Below are 15,926 nucleotides of genomic sequence, written 5' to 3' on the forward strand. Positions count from 1 at the left end.
TTAGCCCTGAATGGATAAACCGTTCCCGCGATTTTGGAACGGCGCCGAAACTACGTTGGATTTTTCCTTTTTCTCGATTTCTTCCCAAGCCGACTTCAGATCTTCCATATATTTGATGATCTCTTGAATGATTTCGGAATCCTTTTTCATGTTCGCTTCTAGAAGGCGTTTTTTGATGTAAACGTAAATTCCCAGGAGGTTGTTCGCCACTTCCCCGCCTTGTTCCAAGTTGAGGGCAAGCATGAGTTCCGTAACGATCTCCCCGGCCTTGAGGATATGGTTGTTCACCACATCGTATTTTCGGGGCGTATTATTCTCCAGAGCGATATTTAGAAAACGGATCGCTCCGTCATAGAGCATCACGATGAGTTTTCCCTGGCTTACAGTCGAGATTTCGTTGGATTTATATTGTTCAACGGTCGCTGTGGATTTTCTGGCAAGTGACATGTATCTCTCCTGAAATACTCTTCGACAAAAACGCTTGCCTCCTTAATGCTGGGTCTGAACATTCTTGCGGTTTCTCTCAAAACTTTAACGCAGATCGAGAGTCCGAAAGCGAAAAAAATCTCGCAAAAATCGCTTTGAAGTGATTATTTCCACGAGTTTGGCACGGATTTTCATCTTTTAAAAAAAAGACCGCGCCAAAGTTCAGCCGAATTTATCGGAGGAATTCGCTTGAAGTTACCGAAGTTTTTGGATTCCAACGTGCTCAAAAATTCCGGAACCGTTTTGATTTTACTCGGATTCAATTTTCTTGGCAAGCCTGTTTACAAAACCTAAAAAAAAGATCGTCTTCCTCGCCTCCGGGAGAGGCTCCAATCTCAAAGCCGTTCTTCAAAAGATTCAAGCCGGAAAGATCCTAGGAACGGGAATTGCATTCATCACCGACAATCCGGACGCCAAGGCTTTGGAAATCGCTCGGGAATTTAAACTCCCTTCCCACGTTTTAAACTTTGTTTCATTTTCGGACAAGTCGTCATATCACCAAAAACTTCTGAACCTTCTACTTGATCTAAAACCCGACCTGATCGTCACTGCGGGTTATATGAGAATTCTGAAATCGCAAGTGATCCAAGCGTTTCCGAATCGGATCATCAACATTCATCCTTCTCTCTTGCCCGCATTTCCGGGACTCAATGCCCAAAAACAAGCCTTTGAATACGGTGTCAAGATCGCCGGTTGTACGGCGCATTTTGTGGACGAGGGTGTGGACTCCGGTCCTGTGATTTTACAAGGAACGGTGAAAATCGAAGAGGGAATGTCGGAAAGAGATTTGACTCTGGAGATTCTCAAAGAGGAACATAAAATCCTGCCACTCGCGGTGCAATATTTTTGCGAGAATAGGCTTAAGATCGAAAATAGAAAGGTAAGCATTGGGTAAACGATGATACAAATCAAAAGAGCCCTTATCTCCGTCAGTGATAAATCCGGCTTAATAGAGTTCGCACAATTTTTAAATCAAAACGGCGTTGAGATCATCTCCACCGGCGGAACTTTAAAACTTCTGAAAGACAACGGCGTTGCCGCGATCGCAATCGACGACTACACCGGTTTTCCGGAAATTTTGGACGGAAGAGTGAAAACTCTTCATCCTAAAGTACACGGAGGTCTTCTCGGCGTTCCTTCCAATCCGGCGCACAAACAGAAAATGGAAGAATTAAAAATTCCTAAAATAGATTTGGTCGTCGTCAACTTATATCCGTTTTTAAAAACCGTTTCCAAACCCGGAGTTTCGTTGGAAGAAGCGATCGAAAATATCGATATCGGCGGACCTTCCATGATTCGAAGCGCGGCTAAAAACTACAAACATACGCTCGTTCTCACCGATCCGAACGACTACAAAGAAGTACAAACTCTCGTTGCATCCGGAGGAATTTCGGAAGAAGTAGCCGCGAGTTATATGAGAAAAGCGTTTTCTCATACGGCGATGTATGATACAGCGATTTCATCCTGGTTCCATAAACAGACAGAAGACATTTTTCCGGACGTTCTCAATCTTTCTTTTATTAAAAAACAAAAACTCAGATACGGGGAGAATCCCCACCAAGCCGCGGCCTTTTACGAACCTCTTTTTGCGAAGAGCGACTTTACCCCTTTACAAGGAAAGGAATTGTCGTTTAACAATATGCTGGATTTCGACGCGGCGTTTCATATCTCCAGTCTTCTTCCCGAAAACACGGTCTGTATCATCAAACATCTCAATCCATGTGGGATCGCTTACGCGGACGATCCGTTGGAGGCGTTTCAACTCGCGAGAAGAACCGATCCGATTTCCGCGTTCGGAGGTGTGATCGGGATCAAGGGAATCGTAAACGGAGAATTGGCCGCCGTGATCACCGAAAACTTCGTGGAAGGTGTGATCGCTCAGAAGTTCACTCCGGAAGCTCTCGACATCTTTTCCAAAAAGCCGAATGTTCGGTTGATTGCAATTACGGACTTCAAAGAAGCTCTGGACGAATTGGATCTCCGACCAATCCATCACGGTTTGCTCATACAAGACAGGGATTATACTACAATTACCGAAAAAGATTTAAAAGTAGTCACTAAAAAACAACCGACGCCCGATGATATTCGTGGTTTGATGTTTGCTTGGTCCTGCGTTCGTTTTATCAAGTCCAATGCGATCGTTTATACGGAAGAAAACGCGACCTTGGGAATCGGCGCCGGGCAAATGTCCAGAGTCGACTCGGTGCAGTTAGGCGCTAACAAAGCGCTCAACGTCGGTCTTTCCGTTGTGGGTTCTTACGTTGCCAGCGACGCTTTCTTTCCTTTCCGGGACGGGATCGACGCTCTTGCAAAAGCGGGGGCCAAGGCGATCATACAACCGGGCGGTTCGGTTCGAGATCCGGAAGTCATTCAGGCTGCGGATGAACACGGACTCATTATGGTTTTTACGGGGATGAGGCACTTCAGACACTGATTATGGAATTTCTACTCTATCTAATCTTCTTCGGAATCGTTTCCGGGTTACTCGTTCTGGCGAGTTATTACTTTAAACTTCTCTTTCTTTCCGGAAGAGAATCTTTCGAAAGATTGGAACTCATCGACTGGATTCGAATCCTTCCGGATGAATTGCTCAAACTTTTAGAATCCGACGGAAGCCTTCAGTATGGAGCGATCGGATTTTTCGTTTCCGCATTCGTTTCCTACCTTTGGACTCTTCTCGGAGGAATGATCGGCGCTCCTCACTACGCGGATTCGTTTGGAAATTATTTCTTTCTTTCGTTTTTGCTGCCGGCCACCCTTTTGACCACATACGGAGTTCTTGTGGAATTCGTCCTCAAGGATCTTCCGTCCACGAACCCGAATCATTTTCTGGTCCGCTTTTTCGAACAGGAAGTAGCCGTTCTTAGCGGATCGGCGATTTCCGTCATCGCATCCAATCTCGCCGTATACGGATTGTTTCACGAGATTCCGTTCTTATTCGTTTTTCCGAATATTTCCATCATCGCCGTTTTACTCGTACTTCGTTGGAACGGAAAGGTAAGGATCGGCGGGATTCAATTTTCGGGTTCTAAAAACCGTTCGCACGAAGAAGATTCTGAATAAATTTCTCTAAAAATTGCCGATAGGAAAAATATGAGAATTTCCGCGCTTCTTCTTTCTTGGATTCTAATTCCCGCCGCGCTTTATGCCCAACTCCCGGACGAATCTCCGGATCGTAGACAACCGACTAACACCTCGCAGCAGGCGATCAATTTGTTGGAAGGATTTGCGGAGTCCTCTTGGGGTGAAAGTTACGCGAACCTACGAGAAAAGTTCTTATCCCTTTCCACCAATCCGCAGAACGACGAGAAGGTGGAAATCGTTTTCGAAGATAAGGAAAAAACCCTTCTCATACGCAGAAACGGAATTTTCTATTCCTATCGTTTTTATTCCACCCCAAAAATCGTAACCGATTCCAGACCTAAGAATCAAACGGCGACTGCTGAAAACAAATCGGAGACGGAAGAAGAAAATCATTCGGCGCCAGGAGTTTTATTTTCCGTCGGAGTTCTATTCCGGTATCTTCCGGGAAAAGAAGTTCAACAAAAGTTGGAACAGAAATACGGAAAACCTAAAAAAGAATCTCTTGCTGAAAATAAAATCGGCGGCGCGGTTCTTTGGGAAAAAACGGATGAAAAACAATCTCCTCCCAAAGGCGGTTATGTGGTTCAGTGGAAAGAGGCGTATAAAAAGATGCCTTTCACAAGACGAGTGGACTACTTCAGTTCTTCGATTCAATTTCAGATCGGAAAGGAATACAAAGAATTCTTCAGTGCGGAAGAAATCAAAACCCTTCGTGATTTGATTCCATAAAAGAAGTCCGTTCGCGATTGCGCCGTGCAATTCGCACGAAAACGAAACTGCGTATAGTGCTTATAGGTGCGTACCGTGCGTATCGCAATTTTTCAATTGACCACGATATAGCTTTCCAACCATGCTCTAAGCATCCTATTTTTATGGAGCATGTCGGTGGAATTATACCTGGATACTGCAAACATAGACGAAATTAAAGAAATCGCATCCTACGGACTTGTAGACGGAGTGACCACAAATCCTTCGATCATCGCAAAGTCGGGTAGAAGTTTTAAAGAAGTCATCAAAGAAATTTGTGCCATCGTTCCCGGTCCGGTCAGCGCGGAAGTTTTAGCTACGAAGTACGATGGAATGTTGAAAGAAGCTCTAGAACTCGTAGAAATCGCGGAGAACGTAGTTATTAAGGTTCCTTTGATTCCGGAAGGCCTCAAGACCGTTGTGGAACTTACTAAAAGAAATATTCCCACGAACGTGACTCTTTGTTTTTCGGCGCCTCAGGCTCTTCTGGCCGCTAAGGCGGGTGCGACTTTCATTTCTCCTTTTATCGGTAGAGTCGACGATACGAGCTGGGACGGAATGGAACTCATTTCCGAAATCAGAGAGATCTACGACAACTACGGTTATGATACGAGAATTCTCGCCGCCTCCATCCGCGGACCTATGCACTTAAAAGAATCCGCGCTGAGAGGTGCAGACTGTGCGACCATGCCTCACTCCGCGTTTCTACAACTTTTCAAACATCCGTTGACCGACATCGGTTTGGAAAAGTTCTTGGAAGATTCTAAAAAACTAAAGTGGTAATTCTTTAAGAATGTTTTTAGGATTCGTTCTAAAAGTTTTTTCTTTCTGCATCGATACGAAAGTTTTTGAATTGTAAAAATTTTCTTTCAAACTCTTGGAATTCTAAAAAGAAGAATCAAATAAAAGCCCTTTGAAAAGAGGGCTTTTATTTTGGTTTAAATCAAATCTTTCCTTTACATTCTTTTGATGGATAGGATAGCTTTTACGACTTTATAAAAGGGAGTTTTCCGAAACGCTGGATTTGTCTACTTATCTTCGCGAAAAAGGACGACGAGTATCCTAGGCAAAAAAGATCGACCCTTCTCTAAAACAAATTCGCTTAAAATCTCAAAGGCTAAATCCATGAGTATTGAATATAGCGCTTCCATTCGACTTACCTCTTCACAAATACAAACGATTGAAGACTCTATTTTAAGGAACGGAAATTATACTCTTTTTGAACCATCTTCGCCAAATAGATTCAAATTACGGAATGTAAAATATTTAGGTATCAACAACGGAATTCCAGACGTTGAAATCGTTCAGAACCATGAATTGATCATTTCTTTTCGAGTTTCCGATAGAGACGATCGCGAAGAATTCCTGAGTTTGGTAATTTCCGCTCTTGCACAAAAAGGGATTCATTGTGTTTTTGAAGAAATATAATTTTTTTTCTTTCAAACTTCCAGAGCATTCCTAAGAAAAAGCACTGGGTTTGTCCCAGAACCCGGAAAGGAAATTTGCAGGAGTTCCCACAGAAATTCGCTTCTTTAACGATTTTTAGGCTTTTACTTGATTTTCTTGTCGTTAAAAAAAGTAAGAGTTCTTACAAAAACCGTCGCATAGGACATTTTCAAGCAATTCGAATCGTTCCATTTTCGTAGGAGTTCCCACATTTTCAGATTTTAGGGCAAGTTCAAAATCGATTTCAGTTTAAAGTTTTTTCTAAGGCCGTCGTCTTTTTTAAGGAATCGAAATCTTTTTAAAACCGTAGTAATCGTCGATCATCAGTTTCATGGATTCCAAGAAACACATAATCGATTGGTGAGAAGCGTCGTAAAAGAGTGAACAGGACGTCTGCGTATTCAGATCCACCGGAACGGCGGAATATTTTTTCGCGAGATTTTGAATCTTAGGCCACCAAGTTTTTTCCATTTCGAGTTCGTAATAACGTTTTCGATAAGTTTCATACACCTTAGGCCAGATGAGATAAACCTTGACGTCGTTCTCCTTTGCCAGCGTCAAAAACCGTTCCACAAAAAAGAATTGAGTCGGTCCGAGATTGAACGTGGAAAGATACAGATTTCGAATTCGAGCCGAATCTTTTTCCAATCGATCCGGATCGTTTAGGAAAGTAGTATAAGCGAATTGTTCTCCGTTTTTTAAATTGAGTACCGTATAATCGGTATTCAATGCGGGATCGTATTCGTTTAGTTTTCTTTCCTGCAATCTTTTGAAAAAAAGTTTCAGATCCGGGTTGATTCGTCTAACCGCAAACAGACGATCTAAAAACAGCTTTTTACGATCTTCGAATGAAATTTGATCCATATACTTCAGGAGAAATTCATCGTCCGCTCCGTACTTTAAGAACGGATCGTAAAAAACTCCCTTGGCATCGTCGAATCCTTCCGGACTTACAACATAAAATACTAATTTAGGTTTTAGACCTTGTTTGATGATTTTTTCGAACCAATATAAACCGTAGGCCGGAACGGCCTGAGGACCGGAAAAATTATACAATACCCAATCCTCTTGTAATTTTTTGTCGATTCCCATCGCTGAGTACGGATAAGCTCTTGAATCTCCGAAAGCGAGCGCCAAAGAACGTTCCTTTAAACTCTGATCGCGAATCAGTTTTTCAAAGAGGGATTTCCTTTGGGTATAATAAACGGTATTTCCGGCTTGAATGAAATTCTTTTGAAAGTATTCGAGAGTGAATATCTTATCCAAACAAAATACGAATATGAGAAATAAAATCGGATAATAGATATATATTTTCTTCATAGATGAAAACTCCGTTAAAACCTCGAGTAGAAAAAGTCCGCGTTTCCCGCGTTCATTCCGACCATGATAAAAAGGATTACGAGTCCTAAGATCGGCAAAAGCCGGGCTTTCCACCTTTCGGGAACCGAATATTTTTCGGGCCATTCCTCGCCAACGTGGAACAAGAATACGAAGACCAACATATAGACTCCTGTTTCCAGCCCGGTCAAAGATTGTCCGCTTTGGAACGTCAAAATTCTCGCGATGGAAGAAATTGCTGAATTAAAATTCGGCGTAAAAAAGAAAGTCCAGGAAATCGAATATACGAGCAAGACGAATAGATAACGTAAAACGGCTTTTACATAAGGAATTTCGGGAAGAATCCTCCAATTCCGCACTTCGAACAATCTCTCCAAGGCCAGATAAATTCCCGTTAGTGAACCCCAAATGAGAAAATTCAAACTCGCACCGTGCCAAAGTCCGCCTAACATAAAAGTTACGATAAAATTGATCGCGGTTCTGAGTTCACCTTTTCTAGACCCGCCTAACGGAATGTAGATGTAGTCCCGAATCCAATAGGAAAACGTTAAGTGCCACCGCCGCCAGAGATCCCCGAAATTCCGGAAAAAAAACGGAGCTTTAAAATTTTCCGGCAGATCGAAACCCATCAACTTCCCGATCCCCCTAGCCATATCGGTAAGTCCCGAAAAGTCGAAGTAAAGATTGGCCGCAAAAAGAAAACAGGTCAAAAGTAGTGCGATCCCCGAGTAATCTCTCGGAGATAAAAACACGGGCGCGATCAGAGGAAGAATAGCGGCGGATAATAATCCTTTTTTAACGAGACCTCGGACAAAAAGCCAGAGACCGTCGATCAATTTGGTCGGGGTCATCGTAGGAGCTTCAAATTGATCTCGAACCTGATCGAATCGTAGAATCGGTCCCGCAATCATCACCGGAAAGAAAAAGATAAAGGAAAAAAATCCCGTAAGCCCAACGTTCCTATTATAACCCTCTCGTTTCGAATCCACCGCAAATGAGATCAATTGAAACGTATAATAGCTGATCGTAGCCGGAAGGACGACTTCAAATCCCGCTAAACCGAACAAAGCGGAAAATTTCGAGTCAATCGCCGTTTTTTCCTGGAGAACGGAAATCGAAAATACGAAACCGACAAACTCCATGAGTAAATAAAAATATTTGAATAAACCCAAATTGAGAAGATTAAAAACGACTGCCGACTTTACGTACCAGGATTTTTCGTACAAATATCTGTATAAAAGCCAGTTGGCGAAAACGACCAAGATAAGATGGAATAAAAAATTAAAACTGAATGCGGAATAAAAAAAAGCGGATCCTACGATCAAAAGATACTTTCTGCTCTTTTCCGGAACGTTCCAGTAGATCAGATATACCGCCAAAAAAAATAAAAGAAACTCAATGCTGATAAAATTCATTTCCAAATTACCGTCTCAGCCAGAAGATATTTACCTTCTTCCAAGTTGAGCCTTTCTAATTGTATCGAACCGATGCGAATTCTTTGCAGATCAACCACACTCGCTCCGGATGAGTGAAACATCCTTCGGATCTGTCTTTTTTTTCCTTCCGCGAGAATAACACGATACACGCAATTTTTCCCAGGAACGAGTTTAACCATTTTTGCACGCAGAATTTCCCCTGCATCCAAAATCCCTTTCTGAAAAGCGACTTGAATGCCCTTTTCTCCCGGATCATATTTTAAGGTCACGAGGTATTCCTTCTCGGAACCGTTGGAAGGATGCGAAATCCTCTGAGCCAATTCTCCGTCATTGGTCAAAAGGACAAGCCCTCTCGAATCAAGATCGAGTCGCCCCGCAATTTTGTAGTTTTGATAGGCAGGAGGAAGAAGTGAAAAGATCGTCTTTTCGTGAAAACGATCCCCGTGAGAACAGAGATATCCCGCCGGTTTATTTAAGATCAGAATTTTTTTAGGTTCTTCTATCGGCTTTACGACTTTACCTAAATAGGAAACCACGTCCGTCCCCGGTTTGACCTTGGTTCCTAGTGCCTCCACTTTTTTGCCGTTAATCGTAATTTGGCCCTTTAGGATTAATTCTTCCGTTTTTCTTCTCGAGCCCAAACCGCAGTCTGCAAGAAATCGATTCAGTCGAATCTCATCTGGAAGGTTTGGATCGTCCTTAGATTGCATGGATTCTTCCATTTCAGAAAGATTCAAAAAATCTTCTACCTAAAACTTTCGTTGACCGCACTTCCTAAAATTCTAGGATAGAGTTGCTTGTTGCAAGTCGGAGCTGCAATCGTATGAATCCTCTTAAAAAAAGACCTCGCACTCAATCTCTTCAAGAAGCTCCTGAAAAACCGGATTGGCTCAAAGTAAAACTTACCTTCCCCGATCCAAAAAATAATTCCGTTGCGATCGTAAGGGATTCCTTGGAGAAAAAAAAACTCAACACGGTTTGTGAAAGCGCTTCCTGTCCCAATCTGAATCATTGTTGGTCCAGAAAAACCGCAACGTACATGTTAGGCGGAGATATTTGTACGAGACGTTGTTCTTATTGCGACGTTGCATCGGGAAAACCTTTTCCTCTCGATCGCGAGGAACCGAAACGTGTTGCGGAATCAGCGATTTCATTGGGCTTAAAACACGTTGTCATCACCGCGGTGAACAGAGACGATCTGGAAGACGGGGGCGCCGCTCATTTTGCGGAAACCGTGGAAGCGATTCGTAAAGGACTTCCGGATTGTAAGATTGAACTTTTGATTCCGGATCTCAAGGTAAAAGAAGAATCCTTGGAAATCATTTTCGGATGTAAACCGGACGTATTCAATCACAACGTAGAAACCGTTAAAAAACTTTTTCCCGAAGTGGCCCCGCAAAAAAAATACGAACGTTCTTTGGACGTTTTGAGGATCGCTTTTGAAAGAGGTTTCCTGACTAAAAGCGGTTTAATTTTGGGAATGGGAGAAACCGTAGAAGAAGTAAAAGAATGCATGCAAGATCTTGCAAGTGTCGGTGTTTCCCTTTTGACGCTCGGACAATATCTACAACCCACCCCGACACATCTTCCCGTAAAAGAATACGTTCTCCCTGAAGTGTTTAAAGAATTAAGAATATACGGAAAGTCCGTCGGCTTTAAGGGAGTTTTTTCCGGGCCTCTGGTGAGAAGTTCCTATCACGCGGATGAACAAGTCTCATGGACTTCGTAGAAGATTTCGTTCCCGGTCCTCCCCCTGAAGAGATTAAGAAACTTATCTACCATTCCATAATTCAATTTCTTTCCCATAAGGAAGGGCCGGTCAGCAGGTCCGAAGTTAAGGACCTTTTGGAAAAAACGATCAATCTGATTCCGGGTTTAAAAGCGCATTGGGCTGAAATCAATCGATTCGGTAAGAATAAGATGATTCTTCAATGGAAAGCGCGCATCATGCTCATCGACATGGAAGAAATTTTGGAATCGATTCATTTACTTTGGAATCAAAGATTCGATTCTTGAAAGGTCGTCGTCACTCGACGGACAATGGTACAAAGAAAAACCCGGGGTTTAAAACCCGGGTTCTTTCCACCTGATTTCAGATTCAGTCTCTGTTATCAGAATTTAGCTTTTGTTTGGAAGTCGTAAATCACTTCTTGAACATCGGCCTGATTAATCTTCTTAATTCCTTTTTCGGTATGAACGATCATGGTTGATCCTTGTTGATCAACAATTGCACCAATCATAGAAGATCCGTCGGTCATAATGATTTTTTCGATTCTTTCGTAGTAGTTTACGATATCCTTACCGGATTTCAATTCTTTCGGAGAGGAAATCAGAATTTGTTTGAATTTCTTAGATTCATCTTCTTGACGAGCTGCTACTTCACTTTCCAGTTTTTTTCTCTCAGTTTCAAGAGACGCAGCTTTTTGCTCATCGACTTTTCCGGAAGATTCTTCGTTGATACGAACCATCTTATCCGTAGTTTCTTTGTCTACGGTCACGATCGTTCTAATTTCTTCTTCATCCTTTTTAGAGATTCCGGAGTTGTCCAGTTTCTTAACGGCGCCCGAGATATTCTTTTCACTGATCTTAGAAGAATCTTTTCCTTCCAGAGACTTATCGTCCGCCTTCATTACGGAAGCTTGATTCTTTTCCAGAACGATCTCCGAAGATGCAACACTTTGTTGAATCTTTTTCAGATCTTCACTCTTAGAAATTTCCTCGTCGCTTAAACCTTCAAGAACGGTAACACGAGGAGCCACTGCAACGGAACCGTCCAAAACTTTGACGACCGCTTTGTCGGATTTAGATCTGTCTACGATAAAGGAAGTTCCACGCACACCAGCGATCGCGGTCGGAGTGACCACGGAAAACTGATCTTCTTTAGAAGCCTTGTTGACTTTCGCAAAAACTTTTCCGGAAACAAGCGCCAGTCTTGTATCGGAATTACCTTTGGAATTGATGGAAAGACCTTCAAAGTCGATTGCTGAATTTTCTGAAATTCGAATCGCTGATCCGTCTGCAAATTGGATATCAACTTTGGATTTTTCTTTCGTCGTGACTTTGTCTCCAGTTTTCAAACTGGCACCTAAGGTGGCTTTTTCTTCGGTTAAATCCGCGTGAAGAATTTTAGCTTCTCCTACACTGAACACAACGACAGCCGAAGGGCTGTTTTCTTTACCGGTAGCGGCTGCCTTGGAACTTTCGGTAGGTTTCTTACAAGCGTTGAACACCAGAACTCCGGCGGTCAATACGATTGAGGAAACGATTAGGAACTTCTTCATACCATTTTCCTTAAGATTGGATTGATAACAGGACTGCGGTGGTGGCAGCCTCTATCTATGTTTCTCAACAAACAATAGAATCGATTTTGCCAAATCTTTCAATTTTTTTTTGCTAAATGAAAGATATTTCCTGAACCAAAATCGGCAAAATAAATCTCTCCGCGCGAATCCCGACCAAAAGTGCTGATTTGAAACGGAACTCGCATAAGAAGCTCGTTGGAGATCTTTTTACCGTCTTTTTGTCGTAAGGCCCAGATTTTACCCGCTACAAAATCTCCATACACATACGAACCTACCAATTTAGGCAGTTCTTTTCCTCTATATACGTATCCTCCAGTAATAGACTGTCCTTCGTCTCTGGAATATTCATGAATCGGATCGGTGAGGAACACTTCTCCACACACGGGATTCTTCTTAAAACAATGAAATCCTTCTTTAATATTCCAACCGTAGTTGCCTCCCTTTTGAATCAGATCGATCTCTTCGAATTCATTTTGTCCTACGTCGGCTAAGTAAAGTTCGCCGGTAATCGTATCAAAGGAAAATCTCCAGGGATTTCGAAGACCGTAACTCCAGATCTCCGGTAAAAAACCGGGGCGACCCAGAAATGGATTGTCTTCCGGTACTTTGTAAGGAGCCCCGAAGGATTGAGGATTGGGAAAAATTCTCAAAAGTTTTCCGAGGTGTGTTCCGGGATTCTGCCCGTTTTTATACGGATCGTTCGCTCCTCCGCCGTCTCCGAAACCGACGTATAGTTTTCGATCGGGACCGAACGCGAGCTGACCTCCGTTATGATTGGAGTAAGGTTGTTCCAACTTCAGAAGAGTTTTTTTTGCGTGTTCTATCTTTTGTACTACGTTATTCTTCCATTCAAATTCTAAAATCTTAGAATAGTCCTTGCCTCCCTCTTTTACAATAACGTGTACGAAAAATTTGGAATCGTTTGAAAATTCGGGAGAAAACGCAAGTCCCAAAAGACCTTCTTCCGATCTTGTTTCCACCTGGCCGGTAAAATCCGCTCTGAGAGTTTTGATTCCCGTGGTCAGATCCACTTCCACGAGTTTTCCTCGTTTTTCCAAAACAATCATCCGTTTTGAATCCCCTGGAAAAAATTGAATGTCGGTCGGCTCTTGAAATCCTTCCGCGACCTGAACGTATCCGGGAATGGCTTCGATTTCTTTTTTTGTCTGATTCTTTTTGAATGGAGGTTTTTTCGTTTTAGCAATCAACGGAGATTGAATCGAATGGAAACAAACGAGTCCCAATAATAAGACAATCAAAACGAGCGTAAATGAAAACCCAGCCCGAAACGATTGGATAAGACCAATCGAAAGGTTTTGAAAGCCGAAAAAAAACGAGAACGATTTCCATTCAAGGAAGGAACGAAACAAGAACCTCGGCGACTTCCATTTTGAGGAGACAAGCCGGAAATACCTGCAGAGTACTGTTTGAGAATCCAACGGAAACAAACATTGCGCCGAAAAAATCATGCTCTTTCCTACGCCTCTTGCGTGAATCGGTCAACTTGAATTCTATACGACAAGTTTCCGAATCGGTTCTTTGTTTTTTAAAGGGACTTGGATGTAAGGAGCGGTCATAAGACGAAAGGATTTCTTATCGAATTATTCTTAATTTCAATCCTTCTTTAAAGTCTCAGAACAAACTTTAAACGATCTAGGACTGTATGAAAATCGGATATCTGTTTTTTCGAAAAAAACTGCGTGTCATTTCCGTTCCTTTGGGGACATTGTCTAATCAAGATGGAAGTCACAGATTCAATCCGCCAAAGTTCTACCATTCCGCTTCTGGAGGAAATGGAGAAGAAATATAAATCAATTCCGATGGAAGCCATCGTCAAACAAGACATTCTTAGACAGGGAATTCACTTTCTCAAAGAAGCCTTTGAAGTCACGGGCGAATACAAGACGAAAGATTACTTTATATTCTCCTTCGATCATATTCCACTTTCGGAATTAGGAGAAGGCGCGGACGTCAAAGCTCCGGAAGAAATCAAAGTTTCCGGCGGTCATTTTAGTCTGCTTCCCACCGTGATTTCCACAAGGAACAATCCGAATTCTCCCTATAAAGTAAAAAAATCTCCGGATGGAAAACCGGCTCTTTATCTCGGCGAAACGTTTTTAGGAAACGTTGAGTTTCCTCCTCTTCCCGCTTGGTATCGTCATAAAACCAAGAACGGAAAAATTCCGGGAGAAATCGCGCCCGTCATCGAATGGGGTTATCTGATCTATCTTACCGTTTTTAGAAACTGCCAATACTTCGGAAAGGAAGAAGAATGCGCTTACTGCGACATCAATCATAACTACCGTCAGCAGAAGAACGCGGGACGACCTTACACCGGTGTAAAAGACATCGAAGATATTTTAGAAGTGTTGTCTTGGATCGACGAGGAAGACAAAACCGCAAAAGTTTATACGATCACTGGCGGAAGTGTGATTACTTCCTTAAAGAAAAAGAATGAAATCGATTTTTATCTGGATTACGCACAGGCAATCGAATCCAAATTTCCGGGAAGATGGATGGGCAAGATCGTTTCTCAAGCTTGGGAAATCGAGGACTGCCGGAAATTTAAGGATGCGGGAATTCAAGTTTATCATCCGAACTACGAAGTCTGGGATAAGAATTTATTTCAAAAGATCTGTCCCGGTAAGGAAGCCTACATAGGAAGAGACAATTGGATTCGAAGAGTTGTGGATTCTGCGGAAGTATTCGGACCTTCATCTGTGATTCCGAACTTTGTCGGTGGAGTGGAACTTTCCAAACCTCACGGTTTTGCAACGGTCGCAGAAGCAATCCAATCAACGGGAGAAGGTTTAGACTTCTTTATGTCAAAGGGAATCATGCCTAGATTTACGGCTTGGTGTCCGGAACCTTACACTACTTTGGGAACTCAGGCCGGTCCACCTCTGGAATATTTCTGCGAACTTTTGACCGTTTGGAAAGCTACATTCGAAAAGTATAATCTACCGGTTCCTCCCGGTTATGGAGAACCGGGTCCGGGCAAAGCCGTGTTTTCGGTTTCCGCGTTTATGGACGTAATCAGCTACCCGGGAAGAAATTAAAACGATTCCTATCTTTGTTTATCAGCGTACGGTTATTTTAAAATTTTTGAATATTCACGAAGCGTTAGGATAGGAGCGGTTTGAATTTTTCGAAGTCTTAAGATTTTTGAACATGTAGTGAAAGTTTACATTTTAGTTTTCGGGTTTTGAGCACGGGATATGCGTAGGTTTTACGAAGGAAGCCAGTCTCGATAGTCCAACGCGTAAAAATAGGATATGGGTCGACAGCGTAGTTTACGAGTAACCTCGTTGTTTACCAGGTCGATGTGGAGAATATAACTGTAAGATCGATGGAATGCGGGAACTCCTGCGTTCATCGTATCCACGATAGAATCTCCGACTCCCACAGACTCCAACCAAAGGAGATAATTGAAAAGATAACAGCGAGACACGCCGTGGGCTTGAGCATGCGCTCCAAAAAGCGTCCAACTTCCAGTACTAACCCGGATGTTCACTCGCTTCATTTTTTGTTTTCCCGGACTGGGCTGATACAAAGTCCGCCCCGCTTTCTTACCGAGCCGTTTCGTAGTAGAAAGATACTTTCCGTACGTTCTCAAAAGTTCAGGAATTTTCCTGGGAAGGGCTTTCACATCCTTTTCGGAAAAACAAAGCCAGGTATCTTCCGGAATCAAAAGAGTGATCGTTTCGGAACGATTCTCCCCAAGAGTCGAACTGATTTTACAATCGGAATTAAGTAATAGAGTTCCCATACCAAATACGGTTCTCGGAACGTATTGGAACGGATCGAATTCAACCGGCAAAAGAAGAAGTTTACCTCTTTTTTCTAAAAAAACTTTAACCTAATTTGTAAGTGTTCCTACTTTCTTGAATCATAGGTGTCACTCTAAAATGTGTGAGTTCCCACATTTCAAGTGACGAGAGGTTAGTCTGAGAGGGGTGGAATTTTCCAACTCTTCCCTTGTAAAGTCCTGAAATCTAATTTCTGACTCATGATCCCTTAAAACGTGTGAGTTCCCACATTTCAAGTGGCAAGAAGTTAGTTTGATAGTAGTTGGAACTTTCCAACT

The 15,926-nt window shown here is 42.5% G+C and carries 15 protein-coding genes; 8 read left to right on the plus strand and 7 right to left on the minus strand.

Features of this window, described 5'->3' with window-relative positions:
- A complete protein-coding gene (gene fliS, locus LEP1GSC194_RS13525; protein ID WP_020774078.1) occupies positions 1-447 on the minus strand; it encodes a flagellar export chaperone FliS in 447 nt (148 codons plus the stop codon).
- A 307-nt stretch (positions 448-754) separates the two neighbouring features.
- Here fliS and purN point away from each other — a divergent pair, with 307 nt between their 5' ends.
- The 5 genes from purN (at position 755) to fsa (ending at position 5,100) form a co-directional block, all read left to right on the plus strand.
- Entirely contained in the window at positions 755-1,381 is a 627-nt protein-coding gene (purN, locus tag LEP1GSC194_RS13530; protein WP_020774116.1) for a phosphoribosylglycinamide formyltransferase, read from the plus strand.
- Between the two features lie 3 nt (positions 1,382-1,384).
- Entirely contained in the window at positions 1,385-2,920 is a 1,536-nt protein-coding gene (gene purH, locus LEP1GSC194_RS13535; RefSeq protein ID WP_020774049.1) for a bifunctional phosphoribosylaminoimidazolecarboxamide formyltransferase/IMP cyclohydrolase, read from the plus strand.
- Between the two features lie 2 nt (positions 2,921-2,922).
- Positions 2,923-3,549 carry a hypothetical protein gene (locus LEP1GSC194_RS13540; protein WP_017808667.1) on the plus strand — a complete coding sequence of 209 codons (627 nt, stop codon included), beginning with the start codon at positions 2,923-2,925 and terminating at the stop codon, positions 3,547-3,549.
- Positions 3,550-3,579: 30 nt separating this feature from the next.
- Positions 3,580-4,299 (plus strand): hypothetical protein, encoded by a 720-nt coding sequence (locus LEP1GSC194_RS13545; RefSeq protein WP_017808666.1) that lies wholly within the window; start codon positions 3,580-3,582, stop codon positions 4,297-4,299.
- A 156-nt stretch (positions 4,300-4,455) separates the two neighbouring features.
- Positions 4,456-5,100 (plus strand): fructose-6-phosphate aldolase, encoded by a 645-nt coding sequence (fsa, locus tag LEP1GSC194_RS13550; RefSeq protein WP_020774055.1) that lies wholly within the window; start codon positions 4,456-4,458, stop codon positions 5,098-5,100.
- A gap of 942 nt (positions 5,101-6,042) precedes the next feature.
- Here fsa and LEP1GSC194_RS13555 read toward each other — a convergent pair.
- The 3 genes from LEP1GSC194_RS13555 to LEP1GSC194_RS13565 are packed head-to-tail and all read right to left on the minus strand — an operon-like array spanning position 6,043 to position 9,274.
- Positions 6,043-7,083 (minus strand): DUF1574 domain-containing protein, encoded by a 1,041-nt coding sequence (locus tag LEP1GSC194_RS13555; RefSeq protein ID WP_020774053.1) that lies wholly within the window; start codon positions 7,081-7,083, stop codon positions 6,043-6,045.
- Between the two features lie 14 nt (positions 7,084-7,097).
- Positions 7,098-8,516 carry an MBOAT family O-acyltransferase gene (locus LEP1GSC194_RS13560; RefSeq protein ID WP_020774119.1) on the minus strand — a complete coding sequence of 473 codons (1,419 nt, stop codon included), beginning with the start codon at positions 8,514-8,516 and terminating at the stop codon, positions 7,098-7,100.
- Entirely contained in the window at positions 8,513-9,274 is a 762-nt protein-coding gene (locus tag LEP1GSC194_RS13565; protein WP_017809153.1) for a pseudouridine synthase, read from the minus strand. Before LEP1GSC194_RS13565 ends, LEP1GSC194_RS13560 begins: the two co-directional genes overlap by 4 nt.
- Before the next feature lie 86 nt (positions 9,275-9,360).
- On the opposite strand from LEP1GSC194_RS13565, the gene lipA reads away from it, so the two are divergent.
- Together lipA and LEP1GSC194_RS13575 are read left to right on the plus strand one after the other, a co-directional pair.
- Positions 9,361-10,266, plus strand: a complete 906-nt coding sequence (lipA, locus tag LEP1GSC194_RS13570) for a lipoyl synthase (protein WP_020774056.1) — start codon at positions 9,361-9,363, stop codon at positions 10,264-10,266.
- Positions 10,254-10,553 carry a hypothetical protein gene (locus LEP1GSC194_RS13575; protein WP_017809155.1) on the plus strand — a complete coding sequence of 100 codons (300 nt, stop codon included), beginning with the start codon at positions 10,254-10,256 and terminating at the stop codon, positions 10,551-10,553. The genes lipA and LEP1GSC194_RS13575 overlap by 13 nt, the downstream gene beginning before the upstream one ends.
- Positions 10,554-10,648: 95 nt before the next feature.
- Here the strand turns inward: LEP1GSC194_RS13575 and LEP1GSC194_RS13580 are convergent, their stop codons facing one another.
- Together LEP1GSC194_RS13580 and LEP1GSC194_RS13585 are read right to left on the minus strand one after the other, a co-directional pair.
- Positions 10,649-11,818 carry a lipoprotein LipL45 gene (locus LEP1GSC194_RS13580; RefSeq protein ID WP_020774113.1) on the minus strand — a complete coding sequence of 390 codons (1,170 nt, stop codon included), beginning with the start codon at positions 11,816-11,818 and terminating at the stop codon, positions 10,649-10,651.
- A gap of 98 nt (positions 11,819-11,916) precedes the next feature.
- Complete coding sequence (locus LEP1GSC194_RS13585; protein ID WP_020774066.1) at positions 11,917-13,308, minus strand: PQQ-dependent sugar dehydrogenase; 1,392 nt, start codon at positions 13,306-13,308, stop codon at positions 11,917-11,919.
- Positions 13,309-13,578: 270 nt separating this feature from the next.
- Here LEP1GSC194_RS13585 and LEP1GSC194_RS13590 point away from each other — a divergent pair, with 270 nt between their 5' ends.
- Entirely contained in the window at positions 13,579-14,898 is a 1,320-nt protein-coding gene (locus LEP1GSC194_RS13590; RefSeq protein WP_020774068.1) for a radical SAM protein, read from the plus strand.
- A 170-nt stretch (positions 14,899-15,068) separates the two neighbouring features.
- Here LEP1GSC194_RS13590 and LEP1GSC194_RS13595 read toward each other — a convergent pair whose 3' ends face one another.
- Positions 15,069-15,608 (minus strand): DUF1564 domain-containing protein, encoded by a 540-nt coding sequence (locus LEP1GSC194_RS13595; protein WP_036042864.1) that lies wholly within the window; start codon positions 15,606-15,608, stop codon positions 15,069-15,071.
- Positions 15,609-15,926: the final 318 nt, after the last annotated feature.

The organism is Leptospira alstonii serovar Sichuan str. 79601 (genome assembly GCF_000347175.1).
In the GTDB taxonomy this organism is placed as follows: domain Bacteria; phylum Spirochaetota; class Leptospiria; order Leptospirales; family Leptospiraceae; genus Leptospira; species Leptospira alstonii.